General features: G+C 68.4%; 24 protein-coding genes and 2 tRNA genes. 16 read left to right on the top strand and 10 right to left on the bottom strand.

Annotation, left to right across the window (positions count from 1 at the left end; genetic code table 11):
* Window positions 1-33 precede the first annotated feature (33 nt).
* The 4 genes from ACZ1JS_RS13485 to ACZ1JS_RS13470 all read left to right on the top strand — a co-directional run bounded on the left by ACZ1JS_RS13485 (window position 34) and on the right by ACZ1JS_RS13470 (window position 4785).
* Window positions 34-2148, top strand: a complete 2115-nt coding sequence (locus tag ACZ1JS_RS13485; protein ID WP_465166506.1) for a GTA baseplate fiber-binding domain-containing protein — start codon at window positions 34-36, stop codon at window positions 2146-2148.
* On the top strand, window positions 2148-2648 hold the full coding sequence (locus ACZ1JS_RS13480; RefSeq protein ID WP_465166505.1) for a DUF2793 domain-containing protein: 501 nt from the start codon (window positions 2148-2150) through the stop codon (window positions 2646-2648). Before ACZ1JS_RS13485 ends, ACZ1JS_RS13480 begins: the two co-directional genes overlap by 1 nt.
* A gap of 107 nt (window positions 2649-2755) precedes the next feature.
* A complete protein-coding gene (locus tag ACZ1JS_RS13475; RefSeq protein WP_465166504.1) occupies window positions 2756-3877 on the top strand; it encodes an OmpA family protein in 1122 nt (373 codons plus the stop codon).
* 98 nt (window positions 3878-3975) lie between these two features.
* Window positions 3976-4785 carry an APH(3')-I family aminoglycoside O-phosphotransferase gene (locus ACZ1JS_RS13470; protein ID WP_465166503.1) on the top strand — a complete coding sequence of 270 codons (810 nt, stop codon included), beginning with the start codon at window positions 3976-3978 and terminating at the stop codon, window positions 4783-4785.
* A 37-nt stretch (window positions 4786-4822) separates the two neighbouring features.
* Here ACZ1JS_RS13470 and ygfZ read toward each other — a convergent pair whose 3' ends face one another.
* Window positions 4823-5560 carry a CAF17-like 4Fe-4S cluster assembly/insertion protein YgfZ gene (gene ygfZ / locus ACZ1JS_RS13465; protein ID WP_465166502.1) on the bottom strand — a complete coding sequence of 246 codons (738 nt, stop codon included), beginning with the start codon at window positions 5558-5560 and terminating at the stop codon, window positions 4823-4825.
* Window positions 5561-5605: 45 nt separating this feature from the next.
* Between ygfZ and ACZ1JS_RS13460 the strand changes: the two genes are divergently transcribed.
* Entirely contained in the window at window positions 5606-6934 is a 1329-nt protein-coding gene (locus ACZ1JS_RS13460) for a dihydroorotase (RefSeq protein ID WP_465166501.1), read from the top strand.
* 96 nt (window positions 6935-7030) lie between these two features.
* Here the strand turns inward: ACZ1JS_RS13460 and ACZ1JS_RS13455 are convergent, their stop codons facing one another.
* Window positions 7031-7756, bottom strand: coding sequence for a DUF1134 domain-containing protein (locus ACZ1JS_RS13455; RefSeq protein ID WP_465166500.1), 726 nt, complete (start codon window positions 7754-7756; stop codon window positions 7031-7033).
* Window positions 7757-7920: 164 nt separating this feature from the next.
* Here ACZ1JS_RS13455 and ACZ1JS_RS13450 point away from each other — a divergent pair.
* Window positions 7921-8013, top strand: a tRNA-Ser gene (locus tag ACZ1JS_RS13450).
* A gap of 184 nt (window positions 8014-8197) precedes the next feature.
* Here ACZ1JS_RS13450 and ACZ1JS_RS13445 read toward each other — a convergent pair.
* A tRNA-Thr gene (locus ACZ1JS_RS13445) sits at window positions 8198-8272 on the bottom strand.
* A gap of 109 nt (window positions 8273-8381) precedes the next feature.
* On the opposite strand from ACZ1JS_RS13445, the gene ACZ1JS_RS13440 reads away from it, so the two are divergent.
* From ACZ1JS_RS13440 to ACZ1JS_RS13410, 7 genes are all read left to right on the top strand, one after another.
* Window positions 8382-8513, top strand: coding sequence for a hypothetical protein (locus ACZ1JS_RS13440; protein WP_465166499.1), 132 nt, complete (start codon window positions 8382-8384; stop codon window positions 8511-8513).
* Between the two features lie 73 nt (window positions 8514-8586).
* On the top strand, window positions 8587-9555 hold the full coding sequence (locus ACZ1JS_RS13435) for a glycoside hydrolase family 5 protein (RefSeq protein ID WP_465166498.1): 969 nt from the start codon (window positions 8587-8589) through the stop codon (window positions 9553-9555).
* Window positions 9556-9598: 43 nt separating this feature from the next.
* Window positions 9599-10309 (top strand): alpha/beta hydrolase, encoded by a 711-nt coding sequence (locus ACZ1JS_RS13430; RefSeq protein WP_465166497.1) that lies wholly within the window; start codon window positions 9599-9601, stop codon window positions 10307-10309.
* Window positions 10309-11061 (top strand): tetratricopeptide repeat protein, encoded by a 753-nt coding sequence (locus ACZ1JS_RS13425; RefSeq protein WP_465166496.1) that lies wholly within the window; start codon window positions 10309-10311, stop codon window positions 11059-11061. The genes ACZ1JS_RS13430 and ACZ1JS_RS13425 overlap by 1 nt, the downstream gene beginning before the upstream one ends.
* Before the next feature lie 61 nt (window positions 11062-11122).
* Window positions 11123-11542: a VOC family protein gene (locus tag ACZ1JS_RS13420; protein ID WP_465166495.1), complete on the top strand. Its 420-nt coding sequence runs from the start codon at window positions 11123-11125 to the stop codon at window positions 11540-11542.
* The gene (gloB, locus tag ACZ1JS_RS13415; protein WP_465168696.1) at window positions 11539-12261 is read left to right on the top strand and encodes a hydroxyacylglutathione hydrolase; all 723 of its coding nucleotides are present in this window, start codon (window positions 11539-11541) and stop codon (window positions 12259-12261) included. The genes ACZ1JS_RS13420 and gloB overlap by 4 nt, the downstream gene beginning before the upstream one ends.
* Before the next feature lie 18 nt (window positions 12262-12279).
* Complete coding sequence (locus tag ACZ1JS_RS13410; protein ID WP_242120030.1) at window positions 12280-12675, top strand: hypothetical protein; 396 nt, start codon at window positions 12280-12282, stop codon at window positions 12673-12675.
* 165 nt (window positions 12676-12840) lie between these two features.
* On the opposite strand, the gene hslU is transcribed toward ACZ1JS_RS13410, so the two are convergent.
* The 6 genes from hslU to ACZ1JS_RS13380 all read right to left on the bottom strand — a co-directional run bounded on the left by hslU (window position 12841) and on the right by ACZ1JS_RS13380 (window position 18827).
* Window positions 12841-14136: an ATP-dependent protease ATPase subunit HslU gene (gene hslU / locus ACZ1JS_RS13405; protein ID WP_465166494.1), complete on the bottom strand. Its 1296-nt coding sequence runs from the start codon at window positions 14134-14136 to the stop codon at window positions 12841-12843.
* A 10-nt stretch (window positions 14137-14146) separates the two neighbouring features.
* The gene (gene hslV / locus ACZ1JS_RS13400; protein ID WP_345877147.1) at window positions 14147-14698 is read right to left on the bottom strand and encodes an ATP-dependent protease subunit HslV; all 552 of its coding nucleotides are present in this window, start codon (window positions 14696-14698) and stop codon (window positions 14147-14149) included.
* A gap of 195 nt (window positions 14699-14893) precedes the next feature.
* Window positions 14894-15274: a holin family protein gene (locus ACZ1JS_RS13395; protein WP_465166493.1), complete on the bottom strand. Its 381-nt coding sequence runs from the start codon at window positions 15272-15274 to the stop codon at window positions 14894-14896.
* A 40-nt stretch (window positions 15275-15314) separates the two neighbouring features.
* Window positions 15315-15854, bottom strand: coding sequence for a glycoside hydrolase family 108 protein (locus ACZ1JS_RS13390; protein WP_465166492.1), 540 nt, complete (start codon window positions 15852-15854; stop codon window positions 15315-15317).
* A gap of 64 nt (window positions 15855-15918) precedes the next feature.
* Window positions 15919-16752: a glycosyltransferase family 2 protein gene (locus ACZ1JS_RS13385; RefSeq protein WP_465166491.1), complete on the bottom strand. Its 834-nt coding sequence runs from the start codon at window positions 16750-16752 to the stop codon at window positions 15919-15921.
* The gene (locus tag ACZ1JS_RS13380) at window positions 16749-18827 is read right to left on the bottom strand and encodes an HAD-IIB family hydrolase (RefSeq protein WP_465166490.1); all 2079 of its coding nucleotides are present in this window, start codon (window positions 18825-18827) and stop codon (window positions 16749-16751) included. The genes ACZ1JS_RS13385 and ACZ1JS_RS13380 overlap by 4 nt, the downstream gene beginning before the upstream one ends.
* A gap of 82 nt (window positions 18828-18909) precedes the next feature.
* Here ACZ1JS_RS13380 and ACZ1JS_RS13375 point away from each other — a divergent pair, with 82 nt between their 5' ends.
* Window positions 18910-19974, top strand: coding sequence for a glycosyltransferase family 4 protein (locus ACZ1JS_RS13375; protein WP_465166489.1), 1065 nt, complete (start codon window positions 18910-18912; stop codon window positions 19972-19974).
* Window positions 19971-21191: a glycosyltransferase family 4 protein gene (locus tag ACZ1JS_RS13370; RefSeq protein WP_465166488.1), complete on the top strand. Its 1221-nt coding sequence runs from the start codon at window positions 19971-19973 to the stop codon at window positions 21189-21191. The genes ACZ1JS_RS13375 and ACZ1JS_RS13370 overlap by 4 nt, the downstream gene beginning before the upstream one ends.
* On the opposite strand, the gene ACZ1JS_RS13365 is transcribed toward ACZ1JS_RS13370, so the two are convergent.
* Entirely contained in the window at window positions 21113-21979 is an 867-nt protein-coding gene (locus ACZ1JS_RS13365) for a glycosyltransferase family protein (RefSeq protein ID WP_465166487.1), read from the bottom strand. The genes ACZ1JS_RS13370 and ACZ1JS_RS13365 overlap by 79 nt on opposite strands.
* Before the next feature lie 83 nt (window positions 21980-22062).
* On the opposite strand from ACZ1JS_RS13365, the gene ACZ1JS_RS13360 reads away from it, so the two are divergent.
* Entirely contained in the window at window positions 22063-22950 is an 888-nt protein-coding gene (locus ACZ1JS_RS13360) for an NmrA family NAD(P)-binding protein (RefSeq protein ID WP_465166486.1), read from the top strand.
* Window positions 22951-22988: the final 38 nt, after the last annotated feature.

The raw sequence follows: 22988 nt of genomic DNA, 5'->3' as shown, positions 1-22988 counted from the left end.
GCCGGCACCGCTCTGGTATAAAAGGAGGTGGGCATGGCGACGGTGGTGCTGACCGTGGCGGGTGGCGCGATTGCCGGGCCGATCGGGGCGGCGGTGGGCGCGATGGTCGGGCGGGCGATCGACGACCAGCTCTTTGCCGGCCCGCCGCGCGAGGGGCCGCGGCTGCGCGAATTGCAGGTGCAGCTTTCCAGCTATGGCGCGGCGATCCCGAAGCTGTTCGGGACGATGCGCGTGGCGGGGACGGTGATCTGGGCGACCGACCTGCGCGAGGCGGCGACGACCAGCGGCAAGGGGTCGTCGCGGATGCGGCAGTACAGCTATTCGGCGTCGTTCGCCGTGGCGCTGTCGGCGCGGCCGATCCGGGGGATCGGGCGGATCTGGGCAGAGGGGAAGCTGCTGCGCGGGGCTGCCGGCGACTGGAAGACGCGGACCGGGTTTCGCTGGTATCCCGGCGACGAAACGCAGGCGCCCGACCCGCTGATCGAAAGTATCGTCGGGATCGGCAACGCGCCGGCGCATCGCGGCATCGCCTATGCGGTGTTCGAGGATCTGGCGCTCGCCGATTTCGGCAACCGGATTCCGTCGCTGACCTTCGAAGTGATCGCCGACGACGCAGCCGTGCCGGTCGGGCGGATCGCGGAGGTGCTGGGCGAGGGTGCGATCAGGGCGGAAGGCGAGGGGCCGGCGCTGATCGGCTATGCGGCGAGCGGGTCCAGCGTGCGCGATGCGGTGGCGGCGTTGGTCGATCCGCTGGGCGGCTGGTATGCGCCCGATGGCGACGGCACGCTGCTGCGGATCGGGTCCGGGGCGGCGCGGACGATCGTGGATGACGGGCCGGTGGGGGAGGCGCCCGCATGGCGGCGACCGCCGATGATGCCGAGCGACGTCGCCATCGCCTATCACGACATCGCGCGCGATTATCAGGCGGGGGTGCAGCAGGTGCTGCGGCCCGACGGGGCGCGGCGGATGCTGCGGGTCGAGCTACCGGCGGTGCTGGATGCGGCGGGGGCGGCGACGATTGCCGGCGACGTGGCGGCGCGGGCGGTGCTGGCGGGGGAAGTGCGAACGGTCGTGCTCGACTGGCGGACGATCGATATCGCAGCCGGCGATCGGGTGACCATTGCAGGCGAGGCCGGGCTGTGGCGGGTGCGGCGGACCCGGATCGAGGCGATGCGGATCACGCTCGAACTCGTGCGGATCGCGGCGGCGACGCAGCCTGCGCCAGCGGCGGTGGGGCAGCCGCAACTGGCGGCCGATTGGGTCGCCGGCGCCACCCGGTTGATGCTGGTCGAACTGCCGGCGGAGGCAGGCGATAGCGTGCCGAGCGTCGCGGCGGTGGCGGCGGGCACGCGCGACGGCTGGCGACGGGCAATGCTGTCGATCGGTGACGATTCCGGCGGCTGGACCGAGATCGGCGACAGCGCGGCACCGGCGGTGATGGGCACGGTGACGCTGCCGCCCGGCCCGGCAAGCGCGCTGATCGAGGTTCGCAGCAACAGTATCGAAGTGACGTTGCTGCACGATGCGATGACGCTGACCGGAATCGACGGACCAGCGATGGAACGCGGCGGCAATGCGGCGCTGGTCGGCGATGAGATCCTGCAGTTCGCGCGGGCCGAGCGGATCGGTGCGGCGCGCTGGCGGCTGTCGCGATTGTGGCGCGGACGACGCGGGACGGGGGCGGCGATGGCCGGGCACCGGGCGGGCGAGGCGTTCGTACTGCTCGACCCTGCCACGCTGCGGCGGATCGAGGAGTCGGTGCCGATGGTCGGGCGGACGCTGACAGCGATGGCGGTGGGGATCGCCGCCGACGATGTCGCGACCGCGACGATCGTGCCGGCGGGGCCGGGGCTGGTGCCGCCGGCCCCGGTGCATCTGACCGCCGAGCTGCGGGGCGGGATGCTGGAGCTGCGCTGGATCCGTTGTGCGCGCGGCGTGGTGGCGTGGCGCGACGGGGCGGAGGTGCCGATCGGCGAGGAGCGCGAGGCGTATCGCGTGACGCTGGACGACGGCCGCACGATCGAGGTGGCCGAGCCCGTGCTGCGCATCGCGCCGCCGACCGCGCCGCTGTCCATCGCGGTCCGCCAGATCGGGACCAATGGCGCATCGGCCGCCGCGACGACGACCTATCGACCGGAGACGAAGTGATGACCGAACAGACCAGCCGCCTGTCGCTGCCGCTGCTGCACGCCTCGCAGGCGCAAAAGGAAATGACGCATAACGAGGCGCTGACCCTGATCGACCTGCTGTTGCATGGATGCGTCGCCGGCGTTGCCGAGGACGTGCCGCCGGCGAACGCGACGCCCGGTAGCTGCTGGATCGTCGGACCGGCGCCGACCGGCGTCTGGGCGGGCAAGGCGCGGCACATTGCGGGCATGACCGAGGGCGGATGGCGATTCGCGGCCCCGCGCGAAGGCATGCGGCTATGGTGGTCCGGCAGCGAAACGACCGTGGAGTTCCGCGGGGGCGCGTGGCGCGTCGGCGAGCTGCGCGGGGCTCGTTTAGCCATCGACGGCGTGCAGGTAGTCGGCGCGCAACATACTGCGATTGCTGCCCCCGAGGGCGGATCGGTACGCGACGAAGAGGCGCGGAAGACGCTCGCGACGGTGCTGACGGCACTGCGCGGGCATGGCCTGATCGCCAGCTGAATCCGTGACAATCGTGCAACACCGCGAATTTTGTGCGCTTGCGCGGAAACTATCGCTTCGATACTTGGTTTGCGCTGTCCGTAGGACAACTGTGAAAGGGGACTAGAATGCGGAAGCTTGCCGTCACTTTGGCGCTCGCGACCACTGCGCTCGCAACTCCCGCCCTCGCCCGCGACAACGCGTGGTATGTGGGTGTGGAAGGCGGCGCGATGATCGTCGAAGACATCGACTATGATCTGACCACGCCGGCCGGTGGCGTCACCACCGTCGACAGCAACTATGGCTATGACGTCGGTGGCACCGTCGGTTACGATTTCGGTGCGCTCCGCATCGAAACCGAAGTCGCGTACAAGAGCGCGACCGTCGACGAACTGCGCACCACCGGTTCGATCGCAACTGGCGCGACCACGTCGGTCGGCGCAGGCACGTACAGCGGCGGTGGCCGCACCTCGGCGCTGTCGTTCATGGCGAATGCCCTGCTCGACTTCGGTGACGACGACGCCATCAGCGGCTTCGTCGGCGGCGGTGCCGGTGTCGCGCGCGTCAAGGCGCACGACTATCGCGTCGTCAACAGCTTCGCTGCGCTCGACGATTCGGACACCGTGTTCGCATGGCAGGCTCTGGCGGGTATCCGCGCGCCGCTGAGCGAAAATGTCGACGTTTCGCTGAAGTATCGCTTCTTCAACGCCGATGACGTCCGCCTCGTGAACGTCCGTGGCGTCGGCTATGATGGTCGTTTCCGGTCGCACAGCCTGCTCGGCGGTCTGACCTTCAACTTCGGCGCGCCGACCCCGCCGCCGCCGCCGCCGGCTCCGGAACCCACCCCGGTCCCGCCGCCGCCGGCTCCGGAACCGACCCCGCCGGCCCCGGTCGTGACCTGCACGCCTGGACCGTACATCGTGTTCTTCGAATGGGATAAGTCGGACGTCACGCCGGAAGCGGCTGGCATTCTCGACAACGCCATCTCGAACTACCAGTCGTGCGGCAATGCCAACGTCATGCTGGCAGGCTTCACCGACCGTTCGGGTTCGGCCCAGTACAACGTCGGTCTGTCGCAGCGTCGCGCTGATGCGGTCCGTGCGTACATGGAAGGCCGTGGCATCTCGGGTGGCGTGATCTCGACGGAAGCGTTCGGCGAAGCCCGTCCGCGCGTCGAAACCGCCGACGGCGTCCGCGAACTGCAGAACCGTCGCGTGGAAATCACCTACGGTCCGGGTTCGGGCATGTAATTCAGCTTCTTTTCGAAGCAGAATTTCCGGAAGGGAGGTCGGGCAACCGGCCTCCCTTTTCGTATGGGCAGAACAGGGTGCTCAAAACGGGGGCGGACATGAACGAGCGGGAGCACGCTTGCGCACCGATCGCGGTGCCGGGCGGAATGGTCGCCGACGTCGCGGGGTATCGATGGGCGCGCGACCGGGTCGGCGAGTCCGGCGGGGTGATCCATCGTTTGCATGGCAAGTCGGGCGCACCCGACCTGTTCCTGAAACACGGTGACGGCACGGTCGCCGGCGATATCGTCGACGAAATGGTGCGGTTGCGCTGGCTGACCGGCCGGATCGCGGTCCCGGCGCTGGTGCGGTGCGAGGTGAGCGTCGATACCACGTGGCTACTGACGACGGCGTTGCCAGGGCGGACGGCGTGGCAGATCCTCGATACCGAGCCGAAGCGGAGCGGCGAGGTTGTCGATGCGCTGGCCGATTTCCTGAAGTCGCTGCATGCTATTCCGGTCCGTCACTGTCCGTTCGACAGCGGGCATGAAGTTCGGCTTGCGGCAGCGCGGGCGCGGATCGACGCAGGGCTGGTCGATACGGACGATTTCGACGCGGCGCGACGGGGGTGGAGCGCGGAACGTTTGTGGGATGCGATGCGGCGGTTGGTGCCGATCACGCCCGATCCGGTGGTGACGCATGGCGACTTCTCGCTCGACAATCTGCTGATCGACGATAGTCGGGTCGTCGGCTGCATCGATCTGGGGCGCGTCGGGGTTGCCGATCGCTATCAGGATCTGGCGATCCTCGCCAACTGTCTCGACGAGTTCGACGGCGATCTGACCACGCGGATGTTCGAACGCTATGGAATTATCCAGCCCGATCGGCGGAAGATCGACTTCCACCTGATGCTCGACGAATTCTTCTGAGGCCGGAGCATTCGATCGGCGCCAGGCGGATCGGAATTTACCCCGTTGTATCCCGGCCAAGGGCCGCGGTCAGCCAGTCGGGGCGAAGGGCATCGCCCAGATCGTCGACCTTGCGATGTTCGACCGCGAGGCCGAGGTCTTCGTATATCAGCCGGGTGCGCGGGCCGGGGGTTGTCGTCGGCACGACGACCAGCCGCCGGTTGACGGTCGAGCGATAGTTCATCCGCGCGGTATTTTCCTGGCCGACATAGCAGCCCTTGGAAAAACTGACCCCGTTCAGTTCGCGGGCATTGCATTCGAGCCAGAGCGTCTGGCCATCGCCGAGTTCGGCGCGCCCCTCGGTCACGCCGTGGCGGAGGCGGTGTTCGGTCCAGCCCTCCGCACGATCGCCGGGCGAAGCCAGCCAGCGTCGGCCGAGCGCAGCCAGTCGGGGATCGGGAACGCCGTGCGTGCCGGTCGGGGACCAATGCACAGCGGTGTCGCTGCGCTCGATCGTTACCGCGCGGCGCAACCGGTAGAGCGTCAGTCGTTTGGCGAGTGCATCGGCAGCATCGGCTTCGCAATCGATCAGGATCGCATCGTCGTCGGCCCATAGGATGAAGTCGAACAGCGCCTTGCCTTGCGCACTCAGCAACGCTGCCCATTGCGGCGCACCGGGCGTGACCGCCGTCATGTCCTGCGTCACCAGCCCTTGCAGAAAGGGTCGCGCTTCGTCTCCGCCGATGCGCAGGACCGTGCGGTCGGCGAGCCAGGTTCCGGGGGTGGTAACGGTCATGGTCAACAGGTAGGACGGCCCACCCCCTGGCTACAAGAGGCGGCAATGGCGACCTTCGATACCAAGCTTACCGGTGGCACCGTCCACCTTCCCGGCGGCCCGGCGCGCGTCGATATCGGCATCACCGATGGCCGCATCGCCGGCATCGGCGTGGCCGGCGATGCGGGCGAGACGATCGACTGTACGGGCCTCGACATCCTGCCGGGCGTCATCGACACGCAGGTCCATTTCCGCGAGCCCGGGCTGGAGCATAAGGAGGACCTCGCCAGCGGATCGATCGCAGCGGTGATGGGCGGGGTGACCGCGGTGTTCGAAATGCCGAACACCAAGCCCGCGACCGATACCGAGGAAGCGATCGCCGACAAGCTCGCCCGCGCCAAGGGGCGAATGTATTGCGATCACGCCTTTTATGTCGGGGCGACGGCACGCAACGCCAATCATCTCGACGAACTCGAGCGCTTGCCGGGGACGGCGGGCGTGAAAATCTTCATGGGATCGTCGACCGGCGACCTGCTGGTGTCGGAGGATGACGATCTGCTCCGCGTGCTGCGGTCGGGCCAGCGGCGCGTGGCGATCCATGCCGAGGACGAGACGCGGATGATCGCGCGCGAAGGCGAGCGGGTGAGCGGCGATCCGTCGTCGCATCCGGTGTGGCGCGACGATGAGAGCGCACTGATCGCGACGACGCGCATCCTGCGGCTGGCGCGGGCGGCCGGGCGGCGGGTGCATGTCCTGCACGTGACGACGCCCGCCGAGCTGGAATTGCTGGGCGCGAACAAGGATATCGCGTCGTGCGAGGTGACGCCGCAGCATCTGACGCTGGCGGGAGAGGACGCCTATCCGCGGCTCGGCACCTATGCGCAGATGAACCCGCCGATCCGGTCGGGCGCGCATCGCGACGGGCTGTGGTATTGGCTGAACCAGGGCGTTCCCGACGTGATCGGATCGGACCATGCGCCGCATACGATCGAGGAAAAGGCGAAGCGCTATCCGGCGACGCCGAGCGGCATGCCGGGGGTGCAGACGTTGCTGCCGCTGCTGCTGAACCATGTCGCGGAAGGGCGGCTGACCTTGCCGCGGCTGATCGACCTGACCAGCGCCGGGGCGCAGCGCATCTTCGGGCTGGCGGGCAAGGGCCGGATCGCGTTCGGCTATGACGCCGACTTCACCGTGGTCGACCTGAAGCGGCGTTGGACGGTCGAGGAAAGCTGGCTGGCGTCGCGTGCCGGCTGGTCACCCTTCACCGGCGATACGCTGACCGGGCGGCCTGTCGGCACGATCGTGCGCGGCCGGACGGCGATGTGGGAAGCGGAACTGGTCGGTGACGCGCAGGGGGCGCCGGTGCGGTTCGAGTCTACTGCTTTTCGGCGTTGAGGTGGGCGGCGACGCGGGCAAAGCCCGCGTCGCCGGTCGGCTTTCCGCCGCCGGCCGGGCTGGCGGGAGTCCGGCAGTGGCCGGCCCCGCTGCGCCTTAAAACGGTAGCCATTTCTGCTTTTCGCTGAAGCGCATGTACCCGACATTGGCGCCCAGCCGCCAGCCCACGCCAAGGCGCACCGGGATCAACACCACGTCGCCGCGCCGCAGATAGCTGGCCGAAAATCCGCCGACGAAATAGGCGCGCCCCTCGGCCGCGGGGAAGCGTTTGTACAGCTCCTGCGAATCATAGAGGTTGTAGACCAGCACGAAGACCTTGGTCGCGTCGCCGCCGACGTCGAAACCGACCGATGGCCCGGTCCAGTACACCGGGCGCTGCCCCTCTACGCGGTGATTCAGGATACCCGAGCCATAGCGCAGGCCGACGACGAAGGCGCCCGCCGCCTCGCGCCCGGCGATATAGGCGTTGGGCTTGCCCTGATCCTTCAGAATATTTTCGATGATGCCGGCCAGCCCCTCGGCGCCGCGCCCGAACACGCCCTCGGCCGCGCCGATCAGGTCGTCGCGTTCGAACGTGTCGTTGGCGGCGCTGGTCGCGGTGGTGCTTGGCGGCGTCTGGGTGACCGGCGGCTGGGTCTGGGCCGGCGGTACGGGGTCCTGCTGATAGGCGGGCGGCACGTCGCTGCGCTGGGTCGGCTGTGGCGCCGGGGCAGGCGCCAGATCACCATCGATCGCGTCATTGGGATCGACGGTACGCACCTGCGCCTGGGCAGGGACCGCCACCAGCAAGAGCGGCGCCATCCACCCGATCAACCGTTTCATTACGCTACTCCCCGCATGCATGCCCGTACGCGCACGATAGCGGCCAAGCGCCTGTCCCTGCAATGAACGCGCGTTCGATCGGCGCGCAATTACGTTCAACGTAGGGAGTTGATCGATGTCACAACCCCCGCTATAGGCCCGCACTCCAAGGCGCGACGCGCTTGGGAGACGTGGGTGAGTGGCTGAAACCAGCGGTTTGCTAAACCGCCGTAGGGGGATTACTCCTACCGAGGGTTCGAATCCCTCCGTCTCCGCCAGTATCTGGCGTATGCAATTTCCAGATAGATCGAAACTCATCCCGCGTCAGGCGCGCGACCGCAACACGGCGGTGGTGCTGCATGGCGCGTTGGCGCTCCGGGCGGTTGTTCGATGTCGATGACCTGGTCGCCGGTGGCGCCGGCCTGTGCGGTTCGTCCGCCATCCTCCGCTATCGGAGGAAAATGGTGCTGCCGGTGAGGATTGAACTCACGACCTCAGCCTTACCAAGGATGCGCTCTACCACTGAGCTACGGCAGCACTCCGAGCCGGGGGAACCCCCGGCGGCGGGAGGGGCCTATGTGCAGGCATTGGTCGGGAAGTCAAGCGACTGTTGTCGGATTGGTCGCGAAAAGCGTAGAAAGCTTGAATGAACGACGAAGAACGCAAGGCGCGACTGGCGCAGGCGCTCCGCCAGAACCTGCGGCGGCGCAAAGGGCAGGCGCGCGAACTGGCCGATTCGCCGTCGCCGCCCGAAGCGGACACGCCGACGCCACGGTAATCTGCCGCAGGTGGCCGCGTTGACACCGTTGACACGGATCGGCACCCTCGTCGCAAGAACAGGGAGAGGTGCCATGCGTCGCTGGTGGGTGTTGCTGGTCGCGTTACTGATCGGCCGAGCGGCATGGGCGGCGCCCGGCGCCCCCGCCGGATCGCCGGTCGCGGCGCATGGCCGGCTGGCGGTCAAGGGCAATCGCGTGGTCGATGCACGGGGCAGGCCCTATGCGGTTCAAGGCATGTCGCTGTTCTGGAGCCAGTGGCAACCGCGTTATTACGACGCGACGACGATCGACTGGCTGGTGCGGGATTGGCGGGTCAACGCAGTCCGGGCGGCGATCGGGGCGCAGTCGGGCGGCTATGACAAGCAACCCGCGGCCGAAACCAGGCGGGCGGAGACCGTCATCGATGCGGCGATCGCGCGCGGAATCTATGTCGTGGTCGACTGGCATGCGCATCAGCCGCGTGCCGACGATGCGATCGCCTTCTTCGCCCATATCGCCCGCAAATATCGCGGCGTGCCGAACCTGATCTACGAAACCTATAACGAGCCGTTGCCCGAACATGGCTGGGCCAAGGTGCTCAAACCCTATCATATGCGCGTCATCGGCGCGATCCGGGCGATCGATCCGCACGCGTTCGTGGTGGCGGGTACGCGCAGCTGGTCGCAGGATGTCGACGAAGCGGCCGCCGACCCGCTGCCCTTCGCCAACATCGCCTATACGCTGCATTTCTACGCCGCGACCCATAAGGCGGACCTCCGCGCCAAAGCCGATCTGGCGCTGCGCCGGGGGATCGCGTTGTTCGTCACCGAATATGGCACCACCGCCGCCAATGGCGACGCGCCGATCGACGCCGCCGAGACGCGGACATGGTGGGACTGGTGCGCGAGGAACGGGGTAAGCTATCTCAACTGGTCGGTCGCCAACAAGGACGAAGCCTCGGCGATCCTGAAGCCGAAGACACAGGCGCTGGCGGGCTGGCGGGAAAGCGACCTGACCGAATCGGGGCGGCTGGTGCGGGAGCATCTGCGCGGACGTCGCTGAGCGCGGCTTTCGTCCCGGTGTGGCCCGTGGCATGGACGCGGACATGACTGACCCCCGCCCGCTCGCCTATCGTCACACCCCCGGCACTGGCCCGACGATCCTGTTCCTGCCCGGCTATGCGTCCGACATGACCGGGACCAAGGCGCTGGCAATCGAAGCCTGGGCAAAGGCGCGGGGGCAGGCCTTTCTGCGCTTCGACTATGCCGGCTGTGGCGAAAGCCCGGGCGTGTTCGAGGAACAGACGCTGGCCGGCTGGGTCGACGATGCGCTGGCGATGATCGATGAAGCCATTGAAGGGCCGGTGGTGCTGGTCGGATCGTCGATGGGCGGCTGGATCGCGCTGCTTGCCGCCCGGGCGCGGCCGGAGCGGATCGTCGGCATGGTCGGGATCGCGCCCGCGCCCGACTTCACCGACTGGGGCTTTTCGCAAGCAGAGAAGATGGCGATGCTGACCCAAGGGCGGATCGAGCGTCCTTCGCCCTATGCCGATAGCCCGACGGTGTTTACCCGCGCCTTCTGGGCGTCGGGTGAAGCGAACCGGTTGATGCATGGCGAGGTGCCGATCGACGTGGCCGTCCGGCTGGTGCAGGGACAACGCGATGCCGATGTGCCGTGGGAACGCACCGTCCATCTCGCATCGCGGCTTCGTTCAGCCGATGTGCAGACTATTCTGGTCAAGGATGGCGACCATCGTCTGTCGCGCGACGGCGATATCGCGCTGATCCTGCGCGCCATCGAGGATGTGTTGCCCTGATGCTATCGCCGCTGCTGTTCCTCGCCCTGCAAGCCGCCGCCGGGCCGCAACTCCCCACCGGGGCGACGCCCGAAGCACGGTACGACCAGTGCGTCGATGCGGCGACGACGACACCCGACGTGGCCGAGCGGATCGCGGGACAGTGGCGACTGGCCGGGGGCGGGTTCCTCGCGCGGCAATGCCTCGGCATGAGCTATGCGACGCGGCAGAAGTGGAGTGCGGCGGCCGAAGCGTTCGAACAGGCGGCGCGCGAGGCCGAGGTCGCGAAGGATGCCCGCGCCGCCAATTACTGGGCGCAGGCGGGCAATGCGCGGCTGGCCGATGGCGATACGGCCGCGGCGGGAACGGCGCTGGATGCGGCGCTGGCCAGCGGCACGCTGAGCGGGCTGGCACGCGGCGAGGCGCAACTCGACCGCGCGCGGGTGCGGGTCGCGGCGGGCGATCTGGCCGGTGCGCGCGGCGATATCGATCGCGCGCTCAAGGATGCGCCGGCCGATCCGCTGGCGTGGCTGCTCTCGGCGACGCTCGCGCGACGGACCGGCGATCTGCCCCGCGCCCGGACCGACATTGCCGAAGCGGTGCGGCGGTCGGCCGATGATCCGTCGGTACAGCTGGAGGCAGGCAATATCGCCGGCTTGTCGGGCGATGCCAAGGCGGCGCGCGCGGCGTTCGAGGCGGTGCAGCGGCTCGCCCCCGACAGTCCGCAGGCCAAGGCGGCATCGGCGGCGCTCGACACCCTGCCGCCGGCCTGAGTCCGGTTGCGGCGATGCGGTGGCGACCCGATATGCCGGGCTTCCACCAACGGAGCCGCCGATGACCCGCTATCTCCACACCATGATCCGGGTAAGCGACCCGGACGCCACCATCGCCTTTTTCGAGATGCTGGGCCTGAGCGAGGTTCGGCGCATGGACAATGACCGCGGCCGTTTCACGCTGATCTTCCTCGCCGCGCCGGGGCAGGAGGGGGTGGCCGAGGTCGAGCTGACCCATAATTGGGACCCCGAACCTTATGGCGGCGGCCGCAATTTCGGCCATCTGGCGTTCCGCGTCGACGATATCTATGCGACGTGCCAGCGGCTGATGGATGCGGGGGTGACGATCAACCGCCCGCCGCGCGACGGGCATATGGCGTTCGTGAAAACGCCCGACGGTATCTCGATCGAGCTGTTGCAGGACGGATCGCTGCCCGCCGCCGAACCCTGGGCATCGATGCCGAACGTGGGGACGTGGTGATGGAAGTCGTCCGCGTTCCGGTCCTGTCCGATAACTATGCGTGGCTGCTGCATGACGAAGCGAGCGGCGAGACGGTGGCGATCGATCCGGGCGAGGGGCAGCCGCTCCTCGACGCAGCGGGGACACGCGGCTGGACGATAACCGCGATCTGGAACACCCACTGGCATCCCGACCATGTCGGCGGCAATGCGGTGATCAAGGCGGCGACCGGTGCCGAGGTGACCGGGCCGGAGGCAGAGCGCCCGAAGATCGCCGATCTCGACCGCGGCGTCGGCGAAGGGGCGATGCTGTCGATCGGTGACGCGCAGGCGACCGTGTGGTCGGTGCCGGGCCATACTGCGGGACATATCGCGTTCCACTTTGCCGACGACGCGCTGCTGTTCACCGGCGACACGCTGTTCGCTATGGGTTGCGGGCGGCTGTTCGAAGGGACGGCGGCCGAGATGTTCGCCAATATGCAGCGTTATGCGGTGCTGCCGCCCGAGACGCGGGTTTATTGCGGGCACGAATATACGCTGTCGAACGGCCGCTATGCGCTGGTCGCCGAACCGGACAATGCGGCGCTCGTCGAGCGGATGGCGGAGGTCGAGGCGATGCGCGCGAAGGGCGAGGCGACGGTGCCGACCACGATCGGCGCGGAACTGGCGACCAATCCGTTCCTGCGCAGTCGGTCCGTCGAGGAACTGGCACGGCACCGTGCGGCGAAGGATGCGTTCTAACCGTAGAGGAGAGGCGCGATGAAGCGAATGGCATGGACGGCGGCGCTGCTGTTGGGGGCATGCGCGACGCCGCAGCAACAGGCGGCGATGCAGGAGAAGGGCGACCGGCTGCTCGCCAAGACGCTGGAAGGGCGGGTCGCGGGCAAGCCCGAAAACTGCCTGCCGACCGGGTTCACGGACGGGCCGCAGATCGTCGGTGACTCGTTGATCTATCGTCAGAGCGGCAAGCGGCTGTGGCGAACGCAGGTGCGCGATCGCTGCCCGTTCCTGCGCGACGATCAGATCGTGGTGTCGATCCTGTACGGGACCAATGTGTGCCGCAACGACCGCTTCCGACTGGTCGATCGCGGCGTGCCGATCGCGTCGGGCGACTGCACGTTCGGCGACTTCGTGCCGTATGACAAGGTGGGGTGAGACCGGTCCATTCCGTTTGGTTCGAGCTTGTCGAGAACCTGGGTGGCCCAAGCGGACGGGTTCTCGACGGACGCTTCTCGACTTCGCTCGAAGCTGCTCGAACCGAACGGGGAGGCTAGGGGTACCCAAACCACCCCCGTTCAGTTCGAGCTTGTCGAGAACCTCTTACAGCACGTAGCGGCTCAGGTCCGTGTTCCGCGCGATGGTCGCCAACTGCTTGTCGACATAGGCGGCGTCGATCGTCACCGCCTGTCCCGCGCGGTCCTCGGCATCGAAGCTGACCTCTTCGAGCAGCTTTTCCATGACCGTCTGCAGGCGACGGGCGCCGATATTCTCGACCTCGGCATTCACCTCCGCCGCGATACGGGCGATGGCGGCCAGCCCCTCGTCGGTGAAGGTCACCTCGACCGATTCGGTGCCGAGCAGCGCGCGATACTGGGCGGGGAGCGACGCCTTGGTATCCGACAGGATCGCGATGAAATCGGCTTCGGTCAGCCCCTTCAGCTCGACCCGGATCGGCAGGCGGCCCTGTAGTTCGGGCAGCAGGTCGCTGGGCTTGGCGACATGGAACGCGCCGCTGGCGATGAAGAGGACATGGTCGGTCTTCATCGGGCCGTATTTGGTGGCGACGGTCGTCCCTTCGATCAGCGGCAGCAGGTCGCGCTGCACGCCTTCGCGGCTGACGCTACCGCCGCGCACGTCGCTGACCGCGATCTTGTCGATTTCGTCGAGAAAGACGATGCCGTTGGCCTCGGCATCGGCAAGGGCGGCGCGGCTGACCTCGTCCTGGTCGAGGCGCTTGTCGGCCTCTTCCTCGACCAGCTTGTCCCAGGCGGCGCGCACGGTCAGCTTGCGGCGCTTCTGCTGGCCGCCGCCGAACGCCTTGCCCATCATTTCGGACAGGTTGATCATCTGCGGCGCGGCGCCGGGGATTTCGAACGGCATCTGCGGCGCGGCGTCGAGTTCGATCTCGACCTCCTTGTCGTCGAGATGGCCGTCGTGGAAGCGCTGGCGGAACGCCTCGCGGGTAGCTTCGCTGGCGCCCTTGCCGGTCAGCGCGTCGAGCAGGCGGGCCATCGCCGCTTCCTCGGCCTTGTCCTTCACCGCGACGCGGCGGCGTTCGCGCTCCAGCCGGATCGCTTCCTCGACGAGGTCGCGGGCGATCTGTTCGACGTCGCGGCCGACATAGCCGACCTCGGTGAACTTGGTCGCCTCGACCTTCACGAACGGCGCGTCGGCCAGCTTGGCGAGGCGGCGGCTGATCTCGGTCTTGCCGCAGCCGGTAGGGCCGATCATCAGGATGTTCTTCGGCGAAACCTCGTCGCGCAGGTCGGGCGAGAGCTGCTGGCGGCGCCAGCGGTTGCGCAAGGCGACCGCGACGGCGCGCTTGGCGTCCTGCTGGCCGATGATGTGCGCGTCGAGGGCGGCGACGATCGCCTTGGGCGTCAGATTGTCTTGCATGGAATGTCCGTCAGTTCGCGCTGTCGAGCGCTTCGAGGGTGACGCGATCGTTGGTGTAGACGCACAGGTCGGCAGCGATGGCGAGCGCCTTGCGCGCGACCTTTTCGGCGTCGCCTTCATAGTCGGAAAGGGCGCGGGCGGCGGCGAGGGCGAAATTGCCGCCCGATCCGATCGCGGCGATGCCGGCTTCGGGTTCGAGCACGTCGCCATTGCCGGTGACGACCAGCGTCACGTCCTTGTCGGCGACGATCAGCATTGCCTCCAGATTGCGGAGGAACTTGTCGGTGCGCCAGTCCTTGGCCAGTTCGACCGCGGCGCGCAGCAGCTGGCCCTGATGGCGCTCCAGCTTCGCTTCCAGCCGTTCGAACAGGGTGAAGGCGTCGGCGGTGGCGCCGGCGAAGCCCGCGATGACCTTGCCATCGCCCAGCGGGCGGACTTTCCGCGCATTGGGTTTCATGACCGTCTGTCCGGCCGAAACCTGCCCATCCCCCGCGATCACCACGCGACCGCCGCGACGCACGGATACAATCGTGGTGCCGTGCCACACCGTCTCTTTGCTCATGGGCGCGGATATGGGGAGGGGGTTCGGCGGTACAAGTTCCTCCCCATTCATGGGGAGGGACCATGCGCAGCATGGTGGAGGGGGCAGGCCTCACACACCGCCGTTCCGTGTGTGAAGACCCCCCTCCACCAGCTTCGCTGGTCCCCCTCCCCGTGCCGGGGAGGATTTTTAGCGTTCTACGCCCTTGGCTTTCCCCTATGCCCGGGCGGCGGTGTAGCCGAGATAGCCGGTGCCGAAGAGCGCGTACAATTCCTCGGGGATGCCGCGCAGATAGGCGGTCATCCCCCGCGCGATGCCGGCCGCCATTTCGGGCTGGACCGCCGAGATCAGCCCCATCGGGATCGCCCAGAGCAGCAGCGCATACATCACGTAGAGAAAGCCGGGCCTTGCGCGCGAGGTCCACGGGTCGGTCGACTGCGCCTCCGCCACGATCGCCGAGAGTTGCGCCTTGACCCGGTCGAGATCGGCGGTGCTTTCGAGTTTAAGCAGTTCGAGCTTGGCGGCGTCGCGCGCCTTTGGATCGGGGATGAGCTTGTCGAGCAGTGCCGCGATCGGCGCGATCAGAGTGTTGAGCATCGTCGTTCCTGTCGTCGGAAGTTGACAAAGGTTACACGGATCAGCCTGCGCGATGGGCCAGCCAGCCGTAGAGAAAGGCTTCGTTGGCGGGGCGACGTTCAGCGAGGCGGAGATAGCGTTCGCCCTGCAAGGCGTTGATCGCGCGGACCAAAACCGCCTCCGCCGCCGGGCCGCGCGTGGCGAGCAGGGCGTCGAGGGCGTGCAACGTTTTCGCGCCGATGTTGCCATCGACCACGATATCGGCCCAGTCGCGTTGTTCGCGGTTCAGGGCGTTGAGCACACGTTGCAGAAAGGTCGCGGCGACCGCCGGTCCCATGTTGACGCCGGTGTCGAACAATTCGGCGGCAAGCGCGGGCGCGCGCAGCGCGACGCGGTCGAAGGCCGGCGCCTGCCAGTAGCGGCGGCGGTAGAGCGTCGCGGCGAAGCTGCGCGGCAATTCGCGGATCGGGCCGTCATAGCCTTCGGCGCGGGCAACGGCCTGGGTGATGCCGAAACGGGTCGGGCCGCCGCGATCGGCGGGGTGGTCGACATAGCCGCCTTCGCGGTCGATGACGTTTTCGATCAAATTGGTCGCGTCCATATCATCCTCCTGCTGGAGGTGGAACGTAACCAGAACGGTTCGTTGTAGGAAAGCCGGGCGATACCTAGCTGAACAGTGCGTCGGCGCGGTGGCTGGTGGCAACTTCGGCCGAAGTCGGATGGCGCAGCAGCGTGATCGCATCGGCATCGGGCGACCAGCCTATCAGTCCCATGTCGGCGAATTGCCCGAGCCAATAGTCCATGCACCACCGCCCCCAGCGCGCGCGAAAGCGGGTGGCGTTGCGCAGGATCGCGTCGAATTGGTGCAACGGCGGGACATGGACGGCGTGATGCTGATGCCACGCGACCGCCCCGCCGACCCACGCCATCGGCACCCCTGCCGCCGCCAACGCCCAGGCGAAGTCGGTCTCCTCGCCGCCATAGCCGACATAGCCGGTGTCCATGCCGCCCGCCGCGTCCCACGCGCTGCGCGGGAGGGCGAAGGACAGGCCCCATAGCTCGCCATGGCTCGGCACCGGGCGGACTTCGTTATCGGCCAGGGCCGGCTTGGCGGGGTGGCGGACGGCCCTGTCCGGATCGACGGGGCCGGGCGGGAGATAGCGGACCTCGCCCAGATAGCAGGCGGGACGTTCGTCGAGCACCGTGGCATAGCGCGCGACCAGCGTGGGCGAGGGGATGCAGTCGACGTCGAGGAAGATCAGCCGGTCGCCCCGCGCCGCCGCCGCCGCTTCGTTGCGCGCCCGCGCCAGCGGCATCGGGTCGCCGGGCACGAACACCTCGCGCACCGGCACGCCGGGATCGGGCAGGCCGGCGGGGGCGGCGTCCTGCATATAGGCGATGACCAGTTCGTCGGGCGCGCGCGTCTGTCCGGCCAGCCCCGACAACAGATTGGCGAGATGCGCGGTCCGCCCGCGCACCAGCGTACAGACCGAGATCACGCCGACAGGCGCTGCTGCACCGGCTGCGGCTGCGCCCGGAAATGCGCGACCCCCTCCATGATGCCGAACGCATAGCCGCGCCGCGCGACATAGCTATGGGCGAGGTCGGGACGCTGGGCGAGGCCGTCCGAATAATTGCCGACGATGATGGCATGGGCGCAGGCGCGCAGCATTTCGACATCGTTGCCGCTGTCGCCGGCGACGATCACCTGATCGCGGCGCATCCCCGCGCGTTGGCGCACATAATCGACCGCCGTCCCCTTCGACGCGGCGAGCGGGAGGATGTCGAGATAGCGGCCATGGCTGTGGATCACCGACGCGGCGAAGCCGGCATCGGCGAGCAGGTCGCGGATCCGCTGGGCGATGTCGGGTTCGCCGGCGGTGAAATAGCTCAGCTTGTGGCTGCGCTGTTCGAGCGGGCTTTGCGGACGCAGATCGCCCTGCGTGGCGAGCAGCGCGGCGATCGCCTGCCGATCCCAGCCGGCATCGATCGTCGCGGTCCATGCGTCGTCGCGGACATAGATGCCGCCATGACCGCGGTGGTAGATTTCCGAGCCGACCGAGGTGATCATGACCGCAGGCGGGGCGACCTGGTTCTGGGCGAGGATCGCCAGCGCGCTGTGCAGGCTGCGCCCGGTGGCGATGCCGAACATCATGTCGTGCTGGTCGCCATGCCACAGATTGAACGCCTGCGCCGCTTCGCTTTCCCCCAGCAGCGTGTTGTCGATGTCGGAGATCAGCAGCAGGCGCGGTGCCTCGGCGACCGGGGCGGGCGGGGCGATCACCGCCTGCGCCAGTTCGGCATAGCGCGCGACATGGCCGTCCCAGTCATAGAGTTCGGCGGCGGTCGCGCCTGCCTGCGAATAGCGGTCCCACAGCGCGTCGTCGGACAGGATGGTCAGCATCGCCCGGCCGATCGCCTGCGGATCGCGCGGGTCGACGAGGATGCCGTTGCCGCAGCCCTCGATAATATCGTTCGGTCCGCCGCTGTCGGTCGCGACCAGCGGCAGGCCCGATGCCGCCGCCTCCAGCAGCGTCAGGCCGAAGGGTTCGTTGAGCGCCGGATTGACGAAGATGCCGCGCCGCGCCCGGGCATGGGCATAGAGGGCGGGGACTTCATGCGGGGCGTGGCTCTTGGGAATCGCGACCGAACCATAGAGGTCGTAGCGGTCGATCAGCGCGAACAGTTCGGCCATGTTGCCGGCCAGTTCGGGTTCGAGGCTGCGCGGATCGTCGCGCGTGCCGGCGACGATCACCAGATTGGCGGCGGTCTGCAGCGCCGGGCAGCGGCCATAGGCATGGACCAGCGCCGCGAGGTTCTTCTTGCTGACGGGTCGTGCCAGCGCGAGGATTACCGGCTTGGACGGATCGGCAAGGAAGCGATCGATCCGCGCATCGACCATCGCATCGCTGCAGGTACCCGCGAACATCGCCAGATCGCTGCCCGGCGGGATGATGCGGATGCGGCCGGGATCGTAGCTGGGATAGCCGGCATATTGCACCTCCGCCTCGTCACGCGACGAGGCGATGATCGCATCGGCATCGGCGATGGCGCGGTCCTCGATATCGATACGGCGCTCCAGCCCCTGCGTCTCGGCACAGTCGGTGCCGAAGGCGATGCGCTTGACCCGCCCCAGCGAATGGGCGGTGAAGAGATAGGGGATGCCGAGGCGCGCCTTCACCGCTGCCGCCACCGCGCCGGCATCGGCATAATGGGCGTGGATCAGGTCGGGGCGGCAGTCCAGCCCGTCGATATGCGCGACCAGCGCGTCGACCAGGCTGTCCTGTTCCTGCCACAGCGCTTCTTTCGCCAGATAGGCGTCGCTGGCCGAGCGCAGCCGGACGATCCGGGTGGTGTCGTCGATCGTTTCCACCTCGCGCCAGTAACCATCGCCGAGCGGGCCGCCGCGAAAGGCGCGGGTGACGATCTCGGTCCGGGTGATCGCGTCGTTCCGGCCGGTGGCGGCGACCAGATCGAGCAGATAGCGGATATGGCCGCCGGTGTCGGCGGTAACGCCATATTCAACCTCGCGCGCACGAAGACAGCCCTGTAGCGCGAGGTGCAATATGAACATTACGGAACTTTCCCGTTAAAATTTGCGGACTTGTGCCCGCCCCGACAGGAACCGTTCGGCTCCCGCTTGGTTCCGGTGGGCGATGGTATCCCCGCTTCGGATCGCGCAGATCGCCCCCGTCATCTACCCCACGCCCCCCGGAAAGACCGGCGGGACCGAGCGCGTGGTATCCGACCTGACCGAGGCGCTGATGGCGATGGGCCATGACGTCACGCTGATCGCACCGAGCGACAGCGTGACCACTGCGCGCCACCTGTCCGCCCATCCCAGCCTGCGCGCGCTACAGGCCTATCACGGACCGGTCGCGCCCGGCGTGCCCGCCGCGCTGGAGGCGGCGCAGCTGGGGTTGCTGGCCGAGCATCTGCACGAGTTCGACGTCGTCCATTGCCATGGCGAATTCGCCCATGCCGCGGTGCTGGGCGACCGGATCGGACGGAGCGTGACGACGGTGCATTGGCGGCTCGACGAACTCGACCGCAAGCTGTTCTTCCACAGCTTTCCCGAATTGCCGGTCGCGGCGATCTCGGCGGCGCAGGCGCGCGACCTGCCGCGCGCCAATCGCGCGGGGGTGGTGCATCACGGTATCCCGGTCGACCGGTTCGAACCCGGCGCGGGCGGGGAGGGAGTGGCCTTTATCGGGCGGATGACCGACCAGAAGCGGCCCGACGTCGCGATCCGCGTCGCGCGCGCGGCGGGGCGGCCGATCCGGCTGGCGGGCGGTATCGATGTCGGCAATCCGCGCTATTTCGACGAACAGGTCGCACCATTGCTGGGTGCGGATGCCGAACATGTCGGCGAGGTCGACGATCGCGCCAAACAGGCGCTGCTGGGCGGGGCGGCGGCGCTGATCTTCCCGATCGACTGGCCCGAGCCCTTCGGGTTGGTGATGATCGAGGCGATGGCGTGCGGCACGCCGGTGATCGCATGGGATCGCGGCAGCGTGCGCGAGGTGGTCGAGCATGGCGTCACCGGTTTCGTGGTGAAGACCGAGGAAGCGGCGGTCGAGGCGCTGGCGCGGATCGACACGATCGACCGGGCAAAGGTGCGCGAACGGTTCGAGGCGCGCTTCACCGCGACACGAATGGCGGAGGATTATGTGAAGCTGTACCGCGAACGGATCGCGCTGGCGCAGGGCGCGGCGGCATGAGGGTCGGCTTGATCAGCTGGGCCTATCCGCCAGAAAAGAGCGGCCTGTCGCGTGCGGCACGCGAGATCGCGCAGGCGCTGGCCGAGGCGGGGCATGACGTGCGCGTCGTGACGATGGACCGCGCGGACCGCAGCATGGACGGCGCGGTCGAGGTGGTCGGGGCGCAGGCCGATGACTGGCTTGCCAGATTGCGCCGCTGGCCGGCGATCGGGCATTTGTGCGGTCCGGCAATGGTCGCGCGGGTGGTGCGGCGACTGCATGCCGAACGGCCGTTCGACGTGGTCGAGGCGACCAACTGGTATGCGCCGGGGCTGTGGGTCGCGCTGACCGGGCCGGTGCCGCTGGTGACGCGCAATTCGACGCCGGTCGCGACGAGTGCGGCCAAGCCACGGTCGGTGCGCGACCGGATCGATCGCTGGGCGGCGGTGTCGCTGGAGGCGCTGTCGGCCCGCCGGTCGGCGGGGCTGATTTCCAATACCGAAGCGCATGGCGCGAAGGTCGCGGCGCTCTATGGCACGCAGCCGCCGGGGCCGGGCCATGCGGTGATCGGCCTCAGCCTACCCCCCGCGATCGTCGATGCGGGACGTGCGGCGCCCTATCCGCCGGGCAATGCCGTGCTGCGGATGCTGTTCGTCGGGCGCAACGAACCGCGGAAAGGGACCGACGCGCTGATCGGCGCGCTGCCCGCGCTGGCGGCGGAGGCGGATGCCGGGACGCTGCCCGATTTCCGGCTGACGATGATCGGGCTGCACCGCCAGGAACTCGACCGGCTGCCGCCCGCCGCGCTCAAGCGGATCGATAGCTACCATCGGGTCGATGACGATACGCTGCATGCCGCGCTGGCGGCGGCGCATATCGTCGTCGCGCCGTCGCGGTACGAAAGTTTCGGGTTGGTCTATCAGGAAGCGATGACGTTCGGCCGGCCGATCGCCGCATGCGGCGAGGATCCGAGCGCCCAATTGTTCGTCGGCGGCAGCGGTGCGGGATTGCTGGCACAGGATTGCACGGCGGCGGCGCTGGGCGCGATCCTGCGGCGGATGCTGCGCGATGGCGAGCTGCGGCAGGCCTTGTCGGCGGCGGCGCGGGTCGCGGCGGGGCGCTTCACCCGCGCCGGACTCGCGGCAGAGACGGTAGCGGCCTATGTCGCGGCGGCGAACGGGCGGAGCAGCGCGGCTTCGTCGCTGGGGCGGCCGGCGCCGGTCGACATGGCTTCGTAGACGACCGAGCGTTCGACGACGCGCGCCCGGCTGAGATGATGATCGATCGCGCCCGCAAGGGCCAGCGAGGTGCGCTCGAACGGCACGACCGGGCGTTCGTGAACGGTGCCGGCGAAACGGAGGCCGGCATGGTTCAGCCGGTACTGGATATCGGGCCACAACGCCGACTGCACGCCATCGACCCAGTTGCGGCGCGGCAGGCCGAGCGATTGCAGGCCGTCGCGGTCGGCCGCCTGCGTCAACCAGCCGAGCGACGCCAGCAGCGCCGCATCGGGCCGCTCATCGGTGTCGAGTTGCAGCACCCAGCCGCTGGCCAGCGCCTGCACCCGGTTACGCTGCGCCGCGAAGTCGCCGTTCAGCGGATGGGCGACGATCTGCGCCCAAGGCGTCCGTTCGGCCAGGGCCGCCGCGTCGGCGGGTGTGCCGTCGAGCAGGACGATGGCGTGGGGGAAGGCGGGGCGGAGGTCGGCGAGCATCGTGGCGATGGTGTCCGCCTCGCCGGCGCGGGCGATCATGCCGAGGGTGACGCTGTGCGGTCGGGGGGTGGCGGGCCGGCCATCGACCAGTCCCAGTGCCCATGCCGCATTGCGCCGGGCATGGGGGGCGAGCGCGAAGTCGCGTTCGGGAGTGTCGCGGCACAGATGATCGGCGATGGCGTGGCGTAACCGCTTGGCGTCGAAATGAAGGTCGACGACCGCCAGCCCGCAATGGGTGCATTCGGGCAGTGCGCGGTCGTGCCAGTTGGCGTTGCCGCAGATCGGGCAGCGCGGTGCCGTGCCTTGACTCATGTTAATCGCCCCCTTGCGTTGCCGCGACGGGGAACGCACGACACGCCCTGACGGTTCGTCGGAACGACAGGCGGGAAACGGACATGGACACGATCATCGTCGCGGGGGCGACCGGCGATTTGGGCGGGCGGATCGCGAAGGCGGCAGTCGCGCGCGGTGCGAAGGTGCGCGCGCTGGTCCGGCCGGGCACCGCGGCCGACCGGATCGCGGCGCTGGAGGCGATCGGGGCCGATCCCCACCCGGTCGATTTCGGCGACGCGCAGGCGCTGGCCCATGCCTGTCGCGGCGTGGTGTGCGTGGTGTCGGCGCTGAACGGGCTGGGGGAGACGATCCTCGATGCGCAGACGCGATTGCTCGACGCGGCGCTGGGCGGCGGCGCGGCGCGGTTCATTCCGTCCGACTTCTCGATCGACTATCGCGCGCTGCCGACCGGCACCAACCGCAATTTCGACTTGCGCCGCGCCTTCCGCACCCGGATCGACACCGCGCCGATCATGGCGACGTCGATCTTCAACGGCGCGTTCGCCGATATGCTGAACGGGCAGATGCCGCTGGTCCAGCGGCGGGTGCGGCGCGTGCTGTACTGGGGTGATGCGGACGTGAAGTTCGCGCTGACGACCAAGGACGATGTCGCCGCCTATACCGCCGCCGCCGCGCTCGACCCCGCCGCGCCGCGCGACCTGCATATCGCGGGGGCCGAGGTCAGCGCGCGCGACCTGGCGGCATTGATGGGCGAGGTGACGGGCCGGCCCTATGGACTGTTGCGCGCCGGGTCGCTGGGGTCGCTGGCGCGGATGATCGCCGTAACGCGCCGGCTGTTTCCGGCACGGGATCAGGTGTTTCCGGCGTGGCAAGGCATGCAGTATCTGCACAATATGTTCGATGGTCGGGCGCCTAGCGCGCCCGTGGACAATGGGCGGTATGATGTGGACTGGACCCCGTTGCGGGACGTGTTGGCCGACCGCTCGTAAGGTACCGTCGCCCCAGCGCAGGCTGGGGCATCGGGCCG

This window comes from Sphingomonas sp. BL-S-05, assembly GCF_055521695.1.
This window is presented reverse-complemented; position numbering and strand designations above follow the sequence as displayed.